Here is an 18,707-nt window from a genome sequence, read left to right as displayed (position 1 = left end):
TCAGAGCGCGATGTCGATGTCGTACCAGTCGACCGCGGCATCACCGAGCGCGCCAACGTGCTGCTGCTCGCCAGCCACGAACTCGTCGAGCGGCCCGACCGCGATCATCGTCATCGCTTCCACGCGATAGCGCGTCGAGCGCACGCGCGCGAATGGATAGAACAGGCCCAGCGTCAGTGCAATGAAGATGAAGTTGGTCAGCACGATGAAGAACAGCTTGCCGGCACGCACGTCACTGCGAAAGCGGTGCGGCAGCAGGGTGGTGTTGTTCCACACCAGGTTCTGCAGCCGAGCCGTGAAATAGGGGCCGATCATCATCAGGCCGAAGTACAGGCCGATCATCATCATGCCAAATACGACGCCGACCGCCCCTTTCGATTGCCCAACCGCGCTGGCCAGCGAGCCGCCCACCAGACCGCCGCCGATCAGGAAGATCGCGACCATGCCTGCGGTGCGCAGGTAGACACCGTAGAAGGCGCTGGCCGTGGCGTCGAATGCGAATGGCGCCGTGCCGAACAGCGTGTGGTTGTGCTGGTAGCGCTTGAAACGTTGGTGCGCGAACGGCGCCAGCAGATAGAGCGACAACACTGTCAGGATCGGCCAGAGCAGAAAGACCTGATAACCCTCGGCATCCTTGCCGATGAAGGCGAAACGCAGACCGCGGTAGCTCGAATTCGCCATGCGGAATCGCAGCGAGCGAACCAGCAGAAACGGAAACACGGCAGCCAGCACGACGGCAAGCCCGACAGCCAGTAGTGGCGATGCATGACTGGCCAGGTTGTACGCCAGGGCCAGGACGAAAACGATCGCGCGGCCCTTGAGAATCGCGGTTGGACTGCCGTGGTAGTCGAACGTGGCGCCATCGAGCTGCGTATTGCGATAGAAGTACTGCAGCGTGCGGACCTTCGCCCATGCGGAGTAGATACCCAGCGTGATGATCGACAGCAATGCGTTGACGATCCAGATGCGGAAGTACTCGGACCCCGAGCCCGTGAACGACAGGGGCAGATTGCGCGGCGCGGCCTGCGTTCCGTCGCCGATGTAGTGGCTTCCCTGAAAATTGTCTTCCATGCCGGACCTCTCCGAGAGTTTTGACAGGGCCGGATGTCGCTTCCAGCCCATGTTTCATGTTTGCAACCGATTGAACATCGGCTTTCGTGCAGTGTGCGGCGCATTTTCGCATCGCGGCGTACCGCCGCCATCACTAATCGCTCGCTGCGGCATATTGGCGACAACCAGCAGGGTAGTGGGGGTCGTAACGAAGGAGAAACATCCTGTTACATGATCTGGCACTTGTAACAAGTCTCGGATCGTCCGCCTCAATAAAATCAATAACTTAGCCAGCGTGGCATGGTCCTCGCTATACAGTCTGTTACAAGAATCAGGTCGGGACAGGAAATGTCCACGGCCGCATCGAAGGGAGAGCGCGTACGAAAGATGCGCGGATGCGACCGAAAACGACGGAAAAGCCAAACGGGAAGATCTGCACCCACGCTTGGGTGCTTGAACGGGGGCAGGCGCTGGGCCAGCGCCAGCATGTCAAATCTGACCCACGCGCGCCAGGCGCATCCAGTCCGGCGTCGATGATGTTGTCCAGTAGCGGTTCTTTCTGGCGCGGGCAATTTTCCTGTGGGAGGCAGGAACGTTGCCCGCCGCACCTCTATCCCCTCTATCCGCATCCCATCGTCGTCTACCGCCCTCATCTCACGGGACTATCCGATATCACCGTGCGGCGCATGGCCGATTCACGACTTTGATGCCGCTTTGCAGCATCGAAACTCCTTGCGGCGCGCGCGCCCTTATTCATAATTATGAATTATTGCGGTGTATGCGCCGCTCGGTGATGTCATCGAAAGGGCTTCATGCGGATCGTCCAGCAGGCGCTTTACCTCGAAGTTGCCGATCGGCTGCGTGCCATGATCGACGATCACACGCTGTTGCCAGGCGCGTGGATCGACGAAGTCGCGCTTGCGGCCGCACTGGGCACGTCGCGCACGCCAATGCGCGAGGCGCTGAAGGTCCTGGCCGCGGAAGGGCTGGTGCGGCTGGAGCCGCGTCGCGGATGTTTCGTCAATGCACTCACCGAGCAGGATCTCGACGAAATCTTTCCGCTGATGGCCCTGCTCGAAGGGCGCTGCGCCTACGAGGCAGCGCGCAACGTCACCCAGACCGATCTCGATGCGCTCGAAGGCTTGCATGCCGAGCTGGCCCGTCATGCGGCGGCGGGCGATATCGACGCCTACTACGAGACCAACTACCAGATTCATGAGGCGATCCAGCGGCTGGCCGGCAACCGCTGGCTGTCGGGCGTGGTCAGTGACTTGCGCAAGGTGCTGCGCCTGTCGCGGCACAAGAGCCTGAAGCTGCCGGGCCGCATTCAGGAATCGTGTGCCGAGCACATGTCGGTGTTCTCGGCGCTGAAGGCACACGATCCGGAAGGCGCGGAAGCGCTAATGAAAACCCACGTGCTGCGCCAGCGCGGCGCGTTGAGCGCGCTGGATCGTGCCGATCCGGAGCCGCCCGCCGTAGCGCCGGGCCAGCTTCGCCTGGCTGGACAGGACTGAAGGTTTGTGATCGATCCGCTCGCCCCTACGCAGGAATCTCCATGACCGCCCTCGACACCTCAGATCAACAGAAAGTCAGCGCGCCGCTCGATGCCGCCGAGCCCGTGTCCGACACCTTGTTATCGCGCTTCGGCCGCTGGTGGAACCGGAAGGGCGATGCGGATGCCACTGCGGCAGGCCCTGCGAAGGCGCAGGACACGCCCGCCCTGTCCACGCGCGCAACCAAACGTCAGCGCGACCAGTTGCGTCAGTGCTTCGACGCGCGGCTGACCGATGTCGCCGCCAACGCCGCCGCCCAGGCGTGGCAGGACGAATACGAGGCTGCGGTGGAGCCGCTTCGCCAGGCGATGCTCGGCGTGCTGGCCGAGGTGGCCGCCGTCCGCGATGCGGCTGGCGGCCAGCCGGCTACCGCGTCCGGCTTGTCGCAGGCGCTGTCCAACGCACGCATCCGTTTTTTCAAGCGTTTTGCCGCACTGCATGGGCAGCGTGGCAACAGTGCTTGCGGGCTGCACTTCCTGATCCAGTTGCGCGCGGACATGCTGCGCTGGCACAAGCGCATCCCGGGCTTGCGCGAACTCGATGAGGACCTGGAGGCGCTGTTCTCGAACTGGTTCGACGTGGGCTTGCTCGAACTGCAGCCGATCACGTGGGACTCGCCCGCGTCGCTGCTCGAGAAGCTGATTCGCTACGAGGCCGTGCACGAGATCTCGTCATGGACCGACCTGCGCAACCGGTTGGATTCGGATCGCCGCTGCTATGCGTTCTTCCACCCCCGCATTCCGCGCGAACCGCTGATCTTCGTCGAGGTTGCGTTCGTGCCCGAGATGGCCGCCAACGTGCAGGCACTGCTCGATGAAGCCGCACCGCTGGAAGACCTGCGGCGCGTGAAGTGGGCCATCTTCTATTCGATCTCGAACACGCAGGCGGGGTTGCGCGGCGTGAGCTTCGGTAATTTCCTGCTCAAGCGGGTGATCGAGGAATTGCAGCGCGAACATCCCAAGCTCAAGCAGTTCGCCACGCTGTCGCCGATCCCCGGATTTGCGGACTGGCTGCGCAAGCGGGACGGTGAGTCCATCGACCGCGTGCTCGGTGTCAAGCGCCTTGCACGCTGGCGCGAGCAGCATGGTGAGGTGCCCGCCGATGGCGCGGCATGGTTCAGCGTGTTGTCAGCGGACACTGAAGATACCGTGATACGCGATACAGCCATGACACTGGCCGCGCACTATCTGGTGCGAGAGGGTGGCAAGGGCGTGCCCGCCGATCCGGTGGCGCGCTTTCACCTCGGCAACGGCGCATGTGTGGAGCGCGTGAACTGGGGCGCCGACATGTCGCGCAAAGGGCGTGCGCAATCGTGCGGCATGATGGTCAATTACCTTTACGTGCCTGATGCGCTGGATGACAATCTGGCTCGCCTTGGCGACGGCAATCCCCGCATCAGTCGGGCGGTGGCAAAGCTTCTGTAATCGAGGGTCGAAAACGAGCGGACACGGAGACCGCCAGGGCAATTTTTCGTCGGGTGTATGAGTCGTAGCAAGTCGTACTTTTGATTGACTTTCCAAAGAGAAGAGAGAGGAGACAGTACATGAATCGTCGTCAGCGGAATCTGACCACATTTGCACGCGTGTTTGCAGTGGCTGGCCTGATGGCCGGGACCGGGGTCACCAGTCTTTACGCACCGGCCGCGCAGGCCGATACATGGCCGAGCAAGCCGGTCACCGTCATCGTGCCGTTCCCGGCCGGCGGCGGCACCGATGCGTTTGCGAGGCCGCTTACCGCGCAGTTGTCGAAGCAGCTCGGCAAGCAGTTCGTCATCGACAATCGTGGTGGCGCGGGCGGCACCGTTGGCGCGAGCATCGCCGCCAAGGCGGCCCCCGATGGCTACACGCTGTTCATTGGCGGCGCGCATCACGCGATCGCACCGTCCTTCTACAAGAAGCTCGACTACGACATCGAGAAGGACTTCATTCCCATCACGGTGATTGCCCAGCCGCCACAGGTGATCGTGGTCAATTCGGGCAAGGTGCAGGCCACCAGCGTGAAGGACCTGATCGCCTATGCCAAGGCCAATCCGGGCAAGCTCAACTACGCCTCGGCCGGCAACGGTTCCTCGCACCATCTGGCGGGCGAGCTGTTCAAGCTGCAGACGCAGACCGATCTGATCCACGTGCCGTACAAGGGCGCGGGCCCTGCGCTGTCGGACCTGATCGCCGGCCAGGTGGATCTGATGTTCGATGGCCTCGGTTCATCGTCGCAACATATCCGCGCCGGGCGCATCAAGGCGCTGGCCGTGGCATCGAAGACGCGTTCCGCGGCGTTCCCGAACGTACCGACCGCTGCCGAGGCCGGTTTGCCCAACTACGACGTGTCCACCTGGTATGCGCTGTGGGCGCCCAAGGGCACGCCCAAGGAAGTCGTCGACAGGCTCTACGCCGAGACCACCAAGGCGTTGAACAACCCGGAGATGAAGCAGATCTGGCTGCAGAACGGTTCGGACATCCCGCAGTACACGCCGGAGCAGTTCGCGCAATTCCAGCACGCCGAGATCAAGCGCTGGGCAGACGTGGTGCAGCGCTCGGGCGCGAAGATCGACTGATGAGCGACACCGTCACGTTCTCGCGCGAAGGGTCGACGGCCGTCGTCACGCTGTCGAATCCGGGCAAGCTCAATGCAATCTCGGTCGACATGTGGCAGGCGCTGGCCGCCGGATTCGCCACGCTGGCGGCGGACATGTCGCTGCGCTGCGTGCTCGTGCGCGGTGCCGACGGCAACTTCGCCGCCGGCGCCGACATCGCGGAGTTTCCGACCGTGCGCGGCGACGAGGCGGCTGTCCGTCGCTACCACACGGAGATCATCGCACCGGCGCTGCGGGCGATTTCAGAATGCCCGCATCCGACGCTGGCCGCCATCGAGGGCGTTTGCGTTGGCGGTGGCCTCGAGATCGCCTGCAATTGCGACCTGCGCGTGGCCGCTGCGGGCAGCCGCTTCGGCGTGCCGATCAACCGGCTCGGCTTTCCGATGGCGCCCGGCGAGTTGCGCGGCCTGCTTGCGCTGGTGGGGCGGGCGGTGACGCTCGAGATCCTGCTCGAAGGCCGTGTGTTCGATGCACTGGAGGCTGAGCGCAAGGGGCTGCTCACGCGAGTGGTGCCTGCGGCGGCCATGCACGACGAAGTGACGGCAACCGTGCAGCGGCTGAGCGCCGGCGCGCCGCTTGCGGCCCGCATCAACAAGACGACGATTCGTCGCCTGTCGCCAGATCCCACGCTGCTGACCGACGCCGAATTCGACGCCCATTTCCGTTACGCCACCAGTCGCGACCATGCCGAGGGCGTGGCCGCGTTTCTGGCGCACCGGCCTCCGGATTTCACTGGAGAGTAACCGGGTGGCGGCCGGGCTATCATTACCGGCCGCACCGTATCGCCAAGGCTCCCCGGGTCCGCTTTTCCCAGCATTCCGTACCTGTCCGTACTTGTTTCGTACTAGTCCCGCACCATGAACGCCAACCTGTTCGCCCTGTTCGAATCCCGCTTTCCCGCCGACCGCACCGCATGCTGCATCGAAACGCATGACGGGCTCTACTACTCGTGGGACGACCTCGATCGCGCCACCGCCAAGCTGGCCAACCTGCTGACCGCGCTGAAGCTGCCCGCCGGCTCGCGCGTGGCGGTGCAGGTCGAGAAGTCGCCGGAAGCACTGTTCCTGTACCTGGCCACGTTGCGCGCCGGCTATGTGTATCTGCCGCTGAACACCGCGTACCAGGAGGCCGAAATCGACTACTTTGTCGGCAACGCCGAGCCTGCCGTGGTGGTCTGCAGCAGCAACAACTTCGGCTGGGTGTCGAAAGTGGCGTTCCGGCACGGCACCGCCCATGTTTTCACGCTCGACGATAACCGCACCGGTTCGCTGCTGCAACGCGCGGCAGTGCAGCCTGACACGTTCGAGACGGTCGAATGCGCGGACGACGATCTGGCCGCGATTCTCTACACGTCGGGCACCACCGGCCGCAGCAAGGGCGCGATGCTGACGCATCGAAACCTGGCATCGAACGCGCAAACGCTGAATGAGTATTGGGGCTGGCGCAGCGATGATGTGCTGCTGCACATGCTGCCGATCTTCCACGTGCATGGCCTGTTCGTGGCCTCGCATGGCGCGCTGCTCGCGGGCGCCAAGATGATCTGGGCGCCGAAGCTCGACATGGGCCAGATCCTGAAGTACCTGCCGCGTACCACCGTGATGATGGGCGTGCCTACGTACTACGTGCGAATGCTGCAGGAGCCCCGTTTCGACAAGGAACTGTGCAGCAACATGCGCCTGTTCGTCTCGGGCTCGGCGCCGCTGCTGCTGGAGACGTTCGACGCATTCCGCGAGCGCACCGGCCACACGATCCTGGAGCGCTACGGCATGAGCGAGACCGTGATGCTGGTATCGAATCCGTATGACCCGGCACTGGGTGAGCGGATCGGTGGCACCGTGGGCAGGCCGCTGCCGGGCGTGTCGGTGCGCGTGACGGACAGCGAAGGCAAGTCGTGCGAGCCGGGTGTGATCGGTAACGTCGAGGTCAAGGGGCCGAACGTGTTCAAGGGCTACTGGCGGATGCCCGAGAAGACGGCGGAGGAATTTACGGCCGATGGCTGGTTCAAGACTGGGGATGTGGGCCGCTTTGGTGGCGCGATCGTCAGCCAGGCAGGCGAACGCATCGTGCCGGACAACTACCTGACGATCGTAGGTCGCAGTAAGGACCTGATCATCTCGGGCGGCTACAACGTGTATCCGAAGGAAATCGAGAGCTTTATCGACGAGATGCCGGGCGTGGTGGAGTCAGCCGTGATCGGCGTGCCGCATGTTGACTTCGGCGAGGCCGTCGTTGCCGTGGTCGTACGCAAGCCGGGCATGGAGATTGATGAGGCTGGCATGATCGGCACGCTGAAGGGCCGCATCGCCAATTTCAAGGTACCCAAGCGTGTGCACGTGGTCGATGAGTTGCCGCGCAATACGATGGGCAAGGTGCAGAAGAACGTGCTGCGCCAGCAGTTCGGGGCGCTGTGAGTTGAGCCGAGAGGGGCTCGGCCCCCTCTCCCGTTTCCTGGTCTATACACCACGGGAGAGGGGAGTGACCCGCTTACTTCACCATCTGCACCGAGCCGTTCACGGAAACCGTGACCTGGCTCTTGCCACCTTCCACCGGAATCGGCGCGCCAGCGCTATCCGACATGGCCTTCGCGACATACATGCGCGGCATCGGCATGACACCGCCGGATTCGTTCAGCGAGACTTCGCGGATCGTGTAGCCGCTATAGCCGAACAGCTTTGTCGTGGCCTGTGCCTTGTCGCGGAACGCGGCCACGGCCTGGTCGGCGAGCTTTTGCTCGGCAGCCAGGCGTGTCTCGCGCGACAGCGAGAACGCGATGTTCTGCACCTGCATCTGGCTGGCCAGTTCGCCGGCCAGCTTCGACACGGCGGCGAAATCCTTCGACTTCAGGATCACCTCCGAGCGGCCACGCCACGTGCTGATGCGGCCATTGCGGTCGGTATTCGGATGAATCGTGAAGCCGCCCGACTGGGCCTCCACGCCTGACGTGCGCTTGGCCTGTGCCAGCACGGCCTGCGTGCGCGACGACAGCGCATTGGAGATGGCCGTCGGCTCGGGGCCTTCCTGTTCGGCAGCCAGGGTCAGGTGTACGACGTCGGTCGGCACCTCGGTCGCGGCTTGCGCGGACAGCGACAGAACACCCGAGGGAGGTGCAACCGTCTGGGCGGCGGCCATGGCGGCGGTTGTACTCAGCAGCGAGGCAGCCAGCAGTTTCTTCATATTGTTCTCCCGATCAAAGTGATGGCTATCAGACGCACGTGGCCGGTGTTCGTTCCCTGGCTCGCCCGAACGTGACGCATTCGCGCGTGTCTCGCGCACTTGTTGCTGCAAATCAAAGTCGCCGGCGGCGTCGGTGCGGCCCAGCGTTGCTGGACGCGCAGTGCCGCATTGCTGCGGCGGTGCTTACTTCATCAGCTTTTCGGTGATATAGCGCCACTCGGCCGGCGTGACCGGCGTGATCGACAGACGATTGCCGCGGCGGAGCACGACCATGTCGGCCAGCGCATCGTGCTCACGCAGTGCCTGGAGGGGGATCAGTGTGCTCTTGCGGACGAAGCTCACGTCGACAAGCGACCAGCGCGGATTGTCCTGCTTCGATGCGCTGTCGTAATAGTCGCTCTTCGGATCGAACTGCGTGGAATCGGGGTAGGGTTGCGAGCAGACCTCGGCCAGGCCGGCGATGCCGGGTTCCGGGCATGACGAGTGATAGAACAGGACGCCGTCGCCGATGCGCATCTGGTCACGCATGAAGTTGCGTGCCTGGTAATTGCGAACCCCGGTCCACGGCAACGTGCCTTCACGGGCGAGATCATCGATGCTGGCTTCGTCCGGTTCGGACTTCATCAGCCAGTACTGGCGGGCACGCTGGGCGGAGGAGGGCATTGTGATACCGATCGGTCCGTCTATGAGCAGTCAAAGAAAAAGGCGGTGGTTCTATCAAACCACCGCCTTTTAGGGGGTCCCCGCCTCGGCCGCTGGGTCGGCATCCTGAACCCAAGTGAGGTTCAGAGTGGCTGCGGAAGTCGTATTTCGGGTTCATCGCCCACTCAGGGAGTCCAAGCTCGGCCCAGACTATGAATGCGGTAACGCGCTCGCCCATACGACATGATCCCGCACCATGCAATGCATATCGGTTCAAGGAGTTTATGACCCTCACGAACCAGGCAGGGAAACTGTCAAACGTCTGACTTTTGGTTCCTGTGCGTGCAATACGCTCGGGATGTCAGACGTTTGCCGTTTCAACTAAGGATGGGATGGAAACGGCGGCCAGGCGCGATAACCCGACCATCCAACTGCATCGGTCGCATGCGCCGTGCAGTGGCTACACTATACACCGCGACGACAGTCATACCAAGCCGGACGTACGGCGTCGTTACATTTTCCACAACACTCGCGCACGGCGTGCGCGGTGCGCGGCATCGGCTTCACATCCGGGCAGATGGGGCCGTGGCCGCGCAATGCAAGGGTTGGCTCTTCCGGCTAGCGAAACAGAGCGCAGCCAGACCGCAAGCAGGCCGCTCAGCGCGTGCCGACGTGCGCGTACTGGCGCAGTGCTTCGTCGGCGCGCTCGTTCAGTTCGCGAATGCGCGCGCGCACCGCGTCGACGGGAATCGCGCCTTCTTCTTCCTGCTTGCGGCGCATTGCCAGCAGGTCCGACGCAATGCTGATCGCCGCCATCACGGCCACCCGCTCCACACCCTTCGCGGCGACGGTGCCCTTGAGCTTGTTCATCTTGTCGTCGACCAATGCCACGGCTTCCAGCAGCGCGGCCTCGTTGTCCGGTGCGATCGCGAAGCGATACGGTTGGCCGGCGATGTTCACTTCCACTTGCTTGTTGCTCATGCGTGTTCTCCGGGGGCCTGCTGCGTACCTTCAGATGTAGCGCGCTTGCCGTCGCCGAGCAGGTCGAGCTGGCGCGCGTCACTGGCCGTGGGCAGCTTGTCGAGAATCGATTGGATGCGAAGCTGGGCTTCCTCGATCTTGATATTGAGCAGTTCGCGGTCGGCTGCCATGGCTTCGCGATCCGCGCGCAACTGGCTCGCCTCGGCTTGCAGACGCTCGATCTCCGCACGCAGCCGCTGGTTTTCCGCCGCCAGGGTGTCTGCTTGATGCAGCACGCGCCCGATCTTGGCGGCCAGTTGTTCGAGTTCGTTGAGCATAGTGCCTGTCGTGTCCGGTAGGAGTGAAGGTCAGGTTTCGGGATTCTAGCCGATGCAGGCGGCTCGGCCACACCCAGCGAGCCGGTTAAGACGCCCGAGGCGCCACGAAGTTGCATCGTTCTGTAACGATTGGCCCGTCTCCAGAAATCAAATCTCGGTTATCGGCAGCTTGACCCGCTGCATTGACGCCAAAGTTGAAACTCCATACACTCGCCCCCGTTCCAGGTGCTCGCGCCCTGCTCTTACAGGGCTGCAGTTCAACGGGAAACAGGGAGCCGGGCGCCGAAATCCATATCGGGGCAGGCCAACCTGTGCTGCCCCCGCAACGGTAAGCGACCGCGAACGCCCGCCACGAGCGGCTCGCAGGGCCGGCCAAACGCCACTGAATCTGAATCGTCACGATCTGATCGGGAAGGCGGCCAGCCTGATGTCGTCAGCCCGGATACCGGCCTGCAGAACGAGGGTATGCCGCGCCGAAGGTGGCATGCCCCATCGCCATATGGCCCGCGGGGGAACGGGCCTGGCCGTTCTCTTCCATCCCTGCTCATGCGTTCCACGCTATCCAGGTCGACCGCCGCGCTGAAGCCGTCGGTTCGCCCCTCCATGCCCGCCATCCTGGCGGCCATCGCCCTTTTTCCGTCCGCATCGGTCTTCGCGCAGGACGCGACGCCAGATGAGTCGTCGACCACCACGCCGGCCAGCGTATCGGCCAATGGTCCCGCTCCCGCTCCCGCTCCCGCTTCCGCACCGGCAGCCGCGCAGGCGGCCAGCGGGCAGACGCTGGCGCCCGTGGTCGTCACCGCCTCCCGAACCGCGCAGTCGGTGACCGAGGCCCTGCCGCACACCACGGTGGTCACCCAGGAAGACATCGTCAACTCCCAGGCTCCGGACCTGCGCTCGCTACTGCGCAACCAGGCGGGCGTGGAGTTCTCGACCAACGGCGGCATGGGTACCAATACCTCGCTGTTCATGCGCGGCGCCAATTCGAACCAGGTGCTGATCATGATCGACGGCGTGCGGATTTCCGGCGTCAGCAACGGTAATGCGCAGATCGCCAATATCTTGCCCGACCAGATCGACCATATCGAAGTGGTGCGCGGCAACGTCTCGGCGCTCTATGGCTCCGACGCCGTTGGTGGCGTGGTGCAGATCTTCACCAAGAGTGGCGCGGGCCAGGCGCCTGCCGCCAACGCGCAGGTGGAGTACGGCAGCAACAATACCCGCCAGGGCACGGTGGGTTACGGTGGCCAGATCGGTGCCACCTCGTTCAACGTCACCGGCTCGATGTACAAGACCGATGGCTTCTCGGCCATCAATGCGGCGCAGTGGAACGCCGACAATCCGAAGAGCGCCGCGCGCGGTATCGGCCCGAATCCGGCCAACAACCCGTACGAGAACAAGAGCATCTCGGGCCAGATCAAGCACCAGTTCACGCAGGACTGGGACGCTGGCGTCGCGACCTACTACTCGAACAGCCAGCTTTCCTACGACAACGCCTACGGCAAGCCGACCGACGACTACCGCATGGATAGCAAGCTCTACACGCTGTCCGCGTTCGTCAACGGCAAGGTGCTATCTGACTGGACCACGCATTTCAAGGTTGCGCAAAGCGAAGACCGCAGCGAAGGCACGATCAACGGCCTGTTCGACAGCCTGTTCAGCACGCGCACCCGCCAGTTCAACTGGCAGAACGAGTACGCGCTGACACCCGACCATACGCTGATGTTTGGCACGGACTGGCTGCAGCAGGAGCTGGCTTCGAGCTCGTACAACGCGCCGTCGCGCAATGTGTTTTCGGTCTATGGCGGCTACGAGGGGCGTATCGGCAAGCACCAGATCCAGTTGAACGGCCGTAACGACCACTATTCCGATTTCGGCGACCAGGGCAGCTTCTTCGCCGGCTACGGCTACTACCTGACCAGCGCGGTCAAGTTGCTTGCCAACGTCAGCAATGCGTTCCGCGCGCCGACGTTCAACGAGCTCTACTACCCGTACTACGGCCAGCCGAACCTGCAGCCCGAGCGCGCCAAGTCGGCGGAGGTGGGGGTGCAGGTGGAGACGGCGTCGACCGGCCTGCTGCGCGTGACCGCGTTCGAGACGCGCTACAACGACCTGATCGTCTCCGCGTTGCAGCCCAGCGGCCTCTACCTGGCGCAGAACGTCAACAAGGCCAAGGTGCAGGGGATCGAGGCATCGTGGCGCGCCAGCCTGTGGGGCACTGACGTGGGCGCCAGCGTGACGTTCCAGAATCCGCTGGATGAGACCAACAATACGCAGCTTCTGCGGCGTGCCCGGCGCCATGCGTCGTTCGACGTGGGCCGGAATTTCGGAAACTGGCGTTTCGGCGGTGAATGGCTGGTATCCTCGGCGCGACTCGACAGCGGTTCGCGCACGCTGGGCGGGTACGGTATCGTCAACCTGAACGCCCGCTACAACATCGACAAACAATGGTTCGTCGCCGCCCGAGTGGAAAACCTGTTCGACAAGAACTACCAGCTGGCCTACCCATACAACACGCAGGGCAGGGCCGGCTTCATCACGCTGGGATGGCGTCAGAAGTGATGCCGCGCGCGGGGAGCCATGGCTGAGCTGCGGCGCGCGCTGATCGTCTGGGGTGTCCTCGCGCTGGCAGGGCTGGCCGTCTTCGGCCTGTCGCTGGCGATCGGCAGCGTGTCGCTCGATGCTGGGCAACTCTGGCAGGCGCTGAGCGGCGCGGACGATGGCACCGCAGGCGCCATCGTGCGCGAACTACGGCTGCCACGTGCCGCCGCCGCGTTTGCCTGTGGCGGGCTGCTGGCGCTTTCCGGCGCATTGATGCAGGTGTTGTTGCGCAATCCGCTGGCCGAACCCTACGTGCTCGGCGTCTCCGGCGGGGCGTCCACGGGTGCGCTGCTGTCGATGCTGCTGATGCTTCCGCAATGGATCGTGCACACCAGCGCGGCGGGTGGCGCGCTGGTGTCCATGCTGCTCGTCGCCACGCTTGCCCGCCGTGACCTGCTCAACCCAAAAGTGCAGGGCGGACACCAGGAGGCCGGCGCGCGGTTGCTGCTGACCGGTGTCATCCTGGCCGCGGGGTGGGGCGCGCTGATCACGCTGATCCTCGCCATCGCGCCGGAATCGCGCCTGCGCGGCATGTTGTTCTGGCTGACCGGTGACCTCGGTGGCACGGCCGCCTATGGCGCGGCGTTGGCCACCTTGATCGCCGCACTGCTGCTGGCCATGCCGATGGCGCGGGCGCTCAACGTGATGCTGCTGGGTGAGACCGTGGCGCAATCGCTGGGTGTTCGCGTTGGCCGCGTGCGCCTGGCTACCTTCCTGATTTCCTCCATTTCGATTGCCGCCGCCATCACGACGGCCGGGTCGATTGGCTTCGTCGGCCTGGTGGTGCCACACATGGTGCGCCTGGCCTGGGGGAACGACCAGCGCCTGCTGCTGCCGGCATCAGTGCTGCTGGGCGGCACCTTGCTGATGGCTGCTGACCTGATCGCGCGTACCGTGGTTGCCCCCACGCAACTGCCGGTGGGCGTCATCACGGCGCTGCTGGGCGTGCCGACCTTCCTCTACCTGCTGCTGCGGAGACCGCGATGAGCCATTGGTCCGAGCCGCTCACAGACTGTCCGCAGTTGACCCTGCGGCAACTCGGCCTGCACGCCGGGAGCCGCGTGCTGCTCGATGGCCTCTCGATGTCGATCGGCGCGGGGCAGCTCTGGTGCATCGTCGGCCCGAACGGGGTCGGCAAGTCCACGCTGATGGGCGTGCTGGCCGGTCTGCGCGCGCCCGACAGCGGCGCGGCCGAGGTCGACGAAATTGCGGTCACGCAGATCGCCCCTGCCACGCTGGCGCGGCAGCGGGCCTATTTGCCCCAGGCTGTGCACGATACGTTCTCGATGCTGGTCGAGGATGCCGTGCGCATCGGTCGGCATCCGCATCTGAGCGGCTGGGGCTGGGGCCAGCGTGACGATGACCGGATCGTGGATGATGTCATCGACGCGCTCGATCTCGAGCCGCTGCGTGGCCGCGACGTGCTGACGCTGTCCGGTGGCGAGCGCCAGCGCGTGTCGCTGGCTGCCGCGCTGGCGCAGCAGGCGCCGCTGCTGCTCCTGGACGAACCCGTGGCGCACCTGGACCTGCGGCACCAGATCATGGTGCTCGACCTGCTGCAGCGCCTGACCCGATCGGGCCGCCACGCAGTTGTCGTGATCGTGCATGACCTGACCCTCGCGCATCGCTATGCCACCCACGCGCTGCTGATGGCCGAGGATGGTCAAGCGCTGCACGGCCCGGCGCACGAGGTCCTGACTCCCGCGCAGTGCTCCCATGCGCTGCGTACCCCGATTATCAGCATCAGCGACGGCACCCATACCGCGCTGATCCCAGATGGAAATCAGACATGAGCGATACCCCGAATACCAACGATGACGCCGGCCGCGATGCCCGTCACAAGGCACGCATGGTCCGCAAGAAGGAGGTGGTCGATTCGAAGATCGCCGCGGCGCAGACCGAGCGCGGCGTAATCGTGATCACCACGGGCAATGGCAAGGGCAAGTCGAGCTCCGGCTTCGGCATGGTGGTGCGCGCCATGGGTCATGGCATGCGTACCGGCGTGGTCCAGTTCATCAAGGGTGCGTTCCCGAGCGGCGAGGAAATGTTCCTGCGGCGCTTTCCGGAGGAGTGCGAGTTCCACGTGATGGGCGAAGGCTACACGTGGGAAACCCAGGACCGCGCGCGTGACGTGGCCAAGGCAGAGGCCGCGTGGGAAGTGGCGCGCCGGATGCTGCGCGATCCGTCGTTCGACCTGATCCTGTTCGACGAACTCAACATTGCGCTAAAGCTGCACTATCTTGATCTCGATACCGTCATCGCCGATCTGCGCGCGCGTCCGCCGAAGCAGCACGTGGTCATCACAGGTCGAGGCGCACCGTCCGCGCTGATCGAGGCCGCCGATACCGTAACCGACATGACACCGGTCAAGCACGCGTTCGAGCAGGGCATCAAGGCCCAGCCGGGCGTGGAAATGTAATTCGCGTTATTCGAATCAGCACCATGGCAACTGCAATTTCAGACTACGCATTGACCCTGCCACCGATCGCGCCGCTCGACGCATCGCTGCGCGCCGCGCTGCAGGCCGCAATCGACGACAAGACCAAGCCGCCCGGCTCGCTGGGCCGGCTCGAGACGCTGGCCATGCAGATCGGGCTGATCCGTGGCGAGACCGTTCCTGATCTGACTCGCCCGGCAATCATCGTGTTTGCCGGCGACCACGGTGTGGCGGACACGGGCGTCAGCGCATTTCCGGCGGAGGTCACGGCGCAGATGGTGCTGAACTTCCTGAATGGCGGCGCGGCGATCAACGTCTTCACCCGCCTTCACGGGTTGGCGCTCGAGGTGGTGGATGTGGGCGTACGCGCGCCGCTGCCGGCCTCGCCGAGCCTCGTGAACTGCCGCGTGGCCAACGGCACGCGCAACTTTGTCGAAGAGCCAGCCATGACGCCGGAGCAGGCCGGCGCGGCGATCAATGCCGGCATCGCACGCGTGCTGCGGCACGGCCAGCAAGGTACCAATGTGATCGGTTTCGGCGAGATGGGCATCGCCAACACGTCGGCCGCGGCCTGCGTGATGAGCCGCCTGACCGGCTTGCCGTTGGAGGCATGCATTGGCCGTGGCACAGGCCTCGACGATGCGGGCGTGGCACGCAAGCATGACGTCCTCTCGCGGGCGCTGGCCAGGCACGCGGACGTCACCGATCCGCTCGATGTGCTGGCCACGTTCGGTGGCTTCGAGATCGCCGCGATGACCGGCGCATACCTGGCGGCTGCGGCCAGCCGCATGGTGATTCTGGTGGATGGCTTCATTGCGTCGGCGGCGTTGCTCGTGGCCGCGCGCATTGACCCGAACGTACTGCAGTACTGCGTGTTCTCGCACTGCTCGCACGAGCAGGGGCACCGCGCGCTGCTGGCCGAATTCAAGGCCGAGCCGCTGCTGGCACTGGACCTGCGGCTGGGCGAGGGTACCGGGGCAGCGCTGGCATGGCCGCTGGTGGCTTCGGCGGTGGCGTTCCTGCGGGAAATGGCCACGTTCAGCGGCGCGGGCGTCAGCAACGCGTCGGCGACCTGAAGCGACCTGAGGCGCCATGATGGCCAACGAACTCCGCTTCTTTCTCACTGCCGTCGGCTACTTCACGCGCGTGCCGTTGCCGGCGCGGCTGGCGAGCTGGGTGGGGTTCGAGCCGCACTTCCTGAATGCCGCGTCGCGCTACTTCCCGCTGGTGGGGTTGATCGTTGGCGCCTTCGGCGCGCTGGTGACATGGGGCGCGCTGTCGTTCTGGTCCCCGTCGGTGGCGATCGTGCTCGGCATGGCGGCCACGTTGCTGTTCACCGGCGCGTTTCACGAGGATGGCCTGGCGGATTGCGTCGATGCCTTCGGTGGTGGCTATCGCCGCGAGGATGTGCTGAGGATCATGCACGACTCGCGCGTGGGCGCGTTTGGCGCGATCGCCATTGTGGTGGCGCTGTTGCTGAAGTGGCAACTGCTGGTATCGGTGGCGGAATCGGGCGGTGCGATGGTGCTGCTGGTGTTGCTGGTGGCGGCGCATGGAGCCAGCCGCGCGATGGCGATCACGTTCCTGGCCACGCATGACTATGTGCGTGCCGAGGGCAAGGCCAAGCCGGTGGCGCAGCGCCTGTTTGGTGTCGGACTGGTTTTCGCGCTGGCGTGCGGCGTCGTGCCGCTGTTGTGGCTGTCGCCGCTATTCGCGGGCGTGGCGATTCTGGTGCTGGCCGTGCTGCGTGCCGCGCTGGGTGCGTACTTCGTGCGTCGTATCGGCGGCTATACCGGCGACTGCCTCGGTATGGCGCAGCAGCTTGCCGAATTGTCGATCTACCTGGTGGCGGCGGCATGGAAGTGGTCCTGATCCGGCATGTCCGGCCCGATGTGGCGCCGGGCGTTTGCTACGGCGCGCTCGATCTGAAACTGGCGCAGCCGGTCAGTCCGGCGCCGGAGCGGATCGTACGCTTGCTCGGCGATTTGCCGCCCTCACGTCTGGTGACGAGTCCGGCGGTGCGTGCGACGGAGACCGCGGCGCTACTGTCCGCGCATGTCGAGATGCCAGTCCGCGAAATCGAGCCCCGGCTGCGAGAGCTTGATTTTGGCGCGTGGGAAGGCAAGGCGTGGAGCGAGATTCCGCGCGATGCGCTTGACCTGTGGGCGGCGGACCTGATGGGCGCGCGCCCGCACGGTGGCGAAAGCGCGCAGCAGGTGATGGCGCGAGTGACGGCGTGGGCTGACACGCTCGACGCAAGCTCGGGCGATTGCCTCTGGGCCGTCTCCCATGCGGGGCCGATGCGGATGCTGGCCGCGCACTGGCTTGGGCTGACGCTGTCCCAGACGCTGCAGTGGGAGCTTGAGTTCGGGGCGACCTGTCACTTCCACCTGGGGAAGCGGCAGGCCCGACTGGGGTGGTGGAACCGGAGCGCCAAGGCGTAGCGCGCCAGCATCAGCCTGGCCGCCGTGACCTCGCCACGTCCAGGTCCTTGCAAATCTCCGCCGCGCCCTGGGCCACGCGCGGGCCAGCGCGATTGACCAGATCGCCGTCAATCACGAACAGGTTGTTGCGTGCCACGGCCGTAACCTGCTTCCACTTCTCCCACATTGCAAAGTCCGCGAGCGGCTTGTCGGATCGCGTGGCGCCCATACCGGCGGTCAGCATGACCTCGGGGTTGCCCGCGACCACGGCTTCGACCGAGACCGTCGGCACCAGTGCCGCTTCCTTCCCGAACAGGTTGCGACCGCCGCATAGCGCGAGCAGGTCGCTGACCATGTGCTCGCCGTTCAGCGTCATCAGCGGCTGCTGCCAGACCTGATAGAACACGGTCACGGGCGGGCGGCCCGCGTAGGTTTTGCGCAGCGTGCTTACCTGCTGGCGGAAATCGGTAGCGGCGCGGTGGGCCACGGGCGTGGTGCCCATCAGCGTGCCGAGCTTTTCCAGATTGTCGGCGATGCCATCGAGCTTGCGTGGCTCGCTGAAGAACAGCGGCATGCCGAGCGCGCGCAGGCGGTCGGTCTGCTTCTGCGCGTTACCGTGGCGCCAGACCACGATGAGGTCGGGTTTGAGCGCGGCGATCCGTTCGAGATCGAGCGCCTTGTTGTCACCCACGCGCGGAATATCGCGCGCCTGCGGCGGGTAGTCGCTGTAGCTGACTGTGCCGACGATGCGGTCGCCGCCGCCCGCTGCGAAGATCAGTTCGGTCACGTGCGGCGCCAGAGAGACGATGCGGCGTGCCGGCTGCGCCAGCGTGACGGTCTCGCCCGCATCGTCGACCACGGAGACCGCGGCATGCGCCGGCATGGCGGCAATCAGCAGGGCACTTGCTGCACTCGCTACGTAGAAGGCTTTCATCG

18 protein-coding genes, 1 other RNA gene and 1 riboswitch are annotated in these 18,707 nt (G+C 64.8%); of the genes, 12 read left to right on the top strand and 7 right to left on the bottom strand.

What is annotated here, in order from left to right:
* Positions 1–1,071 carry a YjgN family protein gene (locus WD006_RS12465; protein ID WP_011517369.1) on the bottom strand — a complete coding sequence of 357 codons (1,071 nt, stop codon included), beginning with the start codon at positions 1,069–1,071 and terminating at the stop codon, positions 1–3.
* A gap of 791 nt (positions 1,072–1,862) precedes the next feature.
* Here WD006_RS12465 and WD006_RS12460 point away from each other — a divergent pair.
* The 5 genes from WD006_RS12460 (at position 1,863) to WD006_RS12440 (ending at position 7,607) form a co-directional block, all read left to right on the top strand.
* Positions 1,863–2,564 (top strand): GntR family transcriptional regulator, encoded by a 702-nt coding sequence (locus tag WD006_RS12460; RefSeq protein ID WP_011517366.1) that lies wholly within the window; start codon positions 1,863–1,865, stop codon positions 2,562–2,564.
* Between the two features lie 41 nt (positions 2,565–2,605).
* Positions 2,606–4,027, top strand: coding sequence for a malonyl-CoA decarboxylase domain-containing protein (locus tag WD006_RS12455; RefSeq protein WP_060784861.1), 1,422 nt, complete (start codon positions 2,606–2,608; stop codon positions 4,025–4,027).
* 119 nt (positions 4,028–4,146) lie between these two features.
* Complete coding sequence (locus tag WD006_RS12450) at positions 4,147–5,157, top strand: Bug family tripartite tricarboxylate transporter substrate binding protein (RefSeq protein ID WP_011517364.1); 1,011 nt, start codon at positions 4,147–4,149, stop codon at positions 5,155–5,157.
* Positions 5,157–5,939: an enoyl-CoA hydratase/isomerase family protein gene (locus WD006_RS12445; protein WP_011517363.1), complete on the top strand. Its 783-nt coding sequence runs from the start codon at positions 5,157–5,159 to the stop codon at positions 5,937–5,939. The genes WD006_RS12450 and WD006_RS12445 overlap by 1 nt, the downstream gene beginning before the upstream one ends.
* A gap of 114 nt (positions 5,940–6,053) precedes the next feature.
* Positions 6,054–7,607, top strand: coding sequence for a malonate--CoA ligase (locus WD006_RS12440; protein ID WP_035884715.1), 1,554 nt, complete (start codon positions 6,054–6,056; stop codon positions 7,605–7,607).
* Between the two features lie 73 nt (positions 7,608–7,680).
* On the opposite strand, the gene WD006_RS12435 is transcribed toward WD006_RS12440, so the two are convergent.
* The 5 genes from WD006_RS12435 to WD006_RS12415 form a co-directional block, all read right to left on the bottom strand.
* Positions 7,681–8,370, bottom strand: coding sequence for an SIMPL domain-containing protein (locus WD006_RS12435; RefSeq protein ID WP_011517361.1), 690 nt, complete (start codon positions 8,368–8,370; stop codon positions 7,681–7,683).
* 183 nt (positions 8,371–8,553) lie between these two features.
* Positions 8,554–9,033, bottom strand: a complete 480-nt coding sequence (locus tag WD006_RS12430; protein WP_008644085.1) for an EVE domain-containing protein — start codon at positions 9,031–9,033, stop codon at positions 8,554–8,556.
* 73 nt (positions 9,034–9,106) lie between these two features.
* Positions 9,107–9,324, bottom strand: a non-coding RNA gene (gene ssrS / locus WD006_RS12425) — 6S RNA.
* Between the two features lie 345 nt (positions 9,325–9,669).
* Complete coding sequence (locus WD006_RS12420; RefSeq protein WP_008644084.1) at positions 9,670–9,993, bottom strand: cell division protein ZapA; 324 nt, start codon at positions 9,991–9,993, stop codon at positions 9,670–9,672.
* Positions 9,990–10,310 (bottom strand): hypothetical protein, encoded by a 321-nt coding sequence (locus WD006_RS12415; protein WP_008644078.1) that lies wholly within the window; start codon positions 10,308–10,310, stop codon positions 9,990–9,992. The genes WD006_RS12420 and WD006_RS12415 overlap by 4 nt, the downstream gene beginning before the upstream one ends.
* Before the next feature lie 206 nt (positions 10,311–10,516).
* A riboswitch (cobalamin riboswitch) is annotated at positions 10,517–10,778 on the top strand.
* A 135-nt stretch (positions 10,779–10,913) separates the two neighbouring features.
* Between WD006_RS12415 and WD006_RS12410 the strand changes: the two genes are divergently transcribed.
* From WD006_RS12410 to cobC, 7 genes are read left to right on the top strand one after another with little or no spacing between them, the layout of a single operon-like run.
* Entirely contained in the window at positions 10,914–12,872 is a 1,959-nt protein-coding gene (locus tag WD006_RS12410) for a TonB-dependent receptor plug domain-containing protein (RefSeq protein ID WP_081092645.1), read from the top strand.
* 18 nt (positions 12,873–12,890) lie between these two features.
* Positions 12,891–13,898 (top strand): FecCD family ABC transporter permease, encoded by a 1,008-nt coding sequence (locus WD006_RS12405; protein ID WP_011517359.1) that lies wholly within the window; start codon positions 12,891–12,893, stop codon positions 13,896–13,898.
* A complete protein-coding gene (locus WD006_RS12400; RefSeq protein WP_060784863.1) occupies positions 13,895–14,704 on the top strand; it encodes an ABC transporter ATP-binding protein in 810 nt (269 codons plus the stop codon). The genes WD006_RS12405 and WD006_RS12400 overlap by 4 nt, the downstream gene beginning before the upstream one ends.
* Positions 14,701–15,330 carry a cob(I)yrinic acid a,c-diamide adenosyltransferase gene (cobO, locus tag WD006_RS12395; protein WP_008644069.1) on the top strand — a complete coding sequence of 210 codons (630 nt, stop codon included), beginning with the start codon at positions 14,701–14,703 and terminating at the stop codon, positions 15,328–15,330. Before WD006_RS12400 ends, cobO begins: the two co-directional genes overlap by 4 nt.
* A 23-nt stretch (positions 15,331–15,353) precedes the next feature.
* On the top strand, positions 15,354–16,424 hold the full coding sequence (cobT, locus tag WD006_RS12390) for a nicotinate-nucleotide--dimethylbenzimidazole phosphoribosyltransferase (RefSeq protein WP_011517356.1): 1,071 nt from the start codon (positions 15,354–15,356) through the stop codon (positions 16,422–16,424).
* A 16-nt stretch (positions 16,425–16,440) separates the two neighbouring features.
* Positions 16,441–17,220 carry an adenosylcobinamide-GDP ribazoletransferase gene (locus tag WD006_RS12385; protein WP_060784864.1) on the top strand — a complete coding sequence of 260 codons (780 nt, stop codon included), beginning with the start codon at positions 16,441–16,443 and terminating at the stop codon, positions 17,218–17,220.
* A complete protein-coding gene (gene cobC / locus WD006_RS12380; RefSeq protein ID WP_035884719.1) occupies positions 17,205–17,792 on the top strand; it encodes an alpha-ribazole phosphatase in 588 nt (195 codons plus the stop codon). Before WD006_RS12385 ends, cobC begins: the two co-directional genes overlap by 16 nt.
* 10 nt (positions 17,793–17,802) lie before the next feature.
* On the opposite strand, the gene WD006_RS12375 is transcribed toward cobC, so the two are convergent.
* Positions 17,803–18,705 carry a cobalamin-binding protein gene (locus WD006_RS12375; protein ID WP_011517353.1) on the bottom strand — a complete coding sequence of 301 codons (903 nt, stop codon included), beginning with the start codon at positions 18,703–18,705 and terminating at the stop codon, positions 17,803–17,805.
* Between the last annotated feature and the right edge of the window lie 2 nt (positions 18,706–18,707).

This window comes from Cupriavidus sp. Met-2, from assembly GCF_049843575.1.
Taxonomy (GTDB): Bacteria; Pseudomonadota; Gammaproteobacteria; order Burkholderiales; family Burkholderiaceae; genus Cupriavidus; species Cupriavidus metallidurans.
Note: the sequence above shows the minus strand (reverse complement) of the source record. Positions and strands in the feature narration are given on the sequence as shown.

Coding starts and splice junctions, on each gene's coding strand:
- WD006_RS12455 (WP_060784861.1), top strand. CDS start 2,606: ATGACCGCCCTCGACACCTCAGATCAACAGAAAGTCAGCGCGCCGCTC.
- WD006_RS12450 (WP_011517364.1), top strand. CDS start 4,147: ATGAATCGTCGTCAGCGGAATCTGACCACATTTGCACGCGTGTTTGCA.
- WD006_RS12430 (WP_008644085.1), bottom strand. CDS start 9,033: ATGCCCTCCTCCGCCCAGCGTGCCCGCCAGTACTGGCTGATGAAGTCC.
- WD006_RS12415 (WP_008644078.1), bottom strand. CDS start 10,310: ATGCTCAACGAACTCGAACAACTGGCCGCCAAGATCGGGCGCGTGCTG.
- WD006_RS12405 (WP_011517359.1), top strand. CDS start 12,891: ATGGCTGAGCTGCGGCGCGCGCTGATCGTCTGGGGTGTCCTCGCGCTG.
- WD006_RS12385 (WP_060784864.1), top strand. CDS start 16,441: ATGATGGCCAACGAACTCCGCTTCTTTCTCACTGCCGTCGGCTACTTC.
- cobT (WP_011517356.1), top strand. CDS start 15,354: ATGGCAACTGCAATTTCAGACTACGCATTGACCCTGCCACCGATCGCG.
- WD006_RS12400 (WP_060784863.1), top strand. CDS start 13,895: ATGAGCCATTGGTCCGAGCCGCTCACAGACTGTCCGCAGTTGACCCTG.
- WD006_RS12440 (WP_035884715.1), top strand. CDS start 6,054: ATGAACGCCAACCTGTTCGCCCTGTTCGAATCCCGCTTTCCCGCCGAC.
- WD006_RS12460 (WP_011517366.1), top strand. CDS start 1,863: ATGCGGATCGTCCAGCAGGCGCTTTACCTCGAAGTTGCCGATCGGCTG.
- WD006_RS12465 (WP_011517369.1), bottom strand. CDS start 1,071: ATGGAAGACAATTTTCAGGGAAGCCACTACATCGGCGACGGAACGCAG.
- cobC (WP_035884719.1), top strand. CDS start 17,205: ATGGAAGTGGTCCTGATCCGGCATGTCCGGCCCGATGTGGCGCCGGGC.
- WD006_RS12375 (WP_011517353.1), bottom strand. CDS start 18,705: ATGAAAGCCTTCTACGTAGCGAGTGCAGCAAGTGCCCTGCTGATTGCC.
- WD006_RS12435 (WP_011517361.1), bottom strand. CDS start 8,370: ATGAAGAAACTGCTGGCTGCCTCGCTGCTGAGTACAACCGCCGCCATG.
- WD006_RS12420 (WP_008644084.1), bottom strand. CDS start 9,993: ATGAGCAACAAGCAAGTGGAAGTGAACATCGCCGGCCAACCGTATCGC.
- cobO (WP_008644069.1), top strand. CDS start 14,701: ATGAGCGATACCCCGAATACCAACGATGACGCCGGCCGCGATGCCCGT.
- WD006_RS12410 (WP_081092645.1), top strand. CDS start 10,914: ATGCCCGCCATCCTGGCGGCCATCGCCCTTTTTCCGTCCGCATCGGTC.
- WD006_RS12445 (WP_011517363.1), top strand. CDS start 5,157: ATGAGCGACACCGTCACGTTCTCGCGCGAAGGGTCGACGGCCGTCGTC.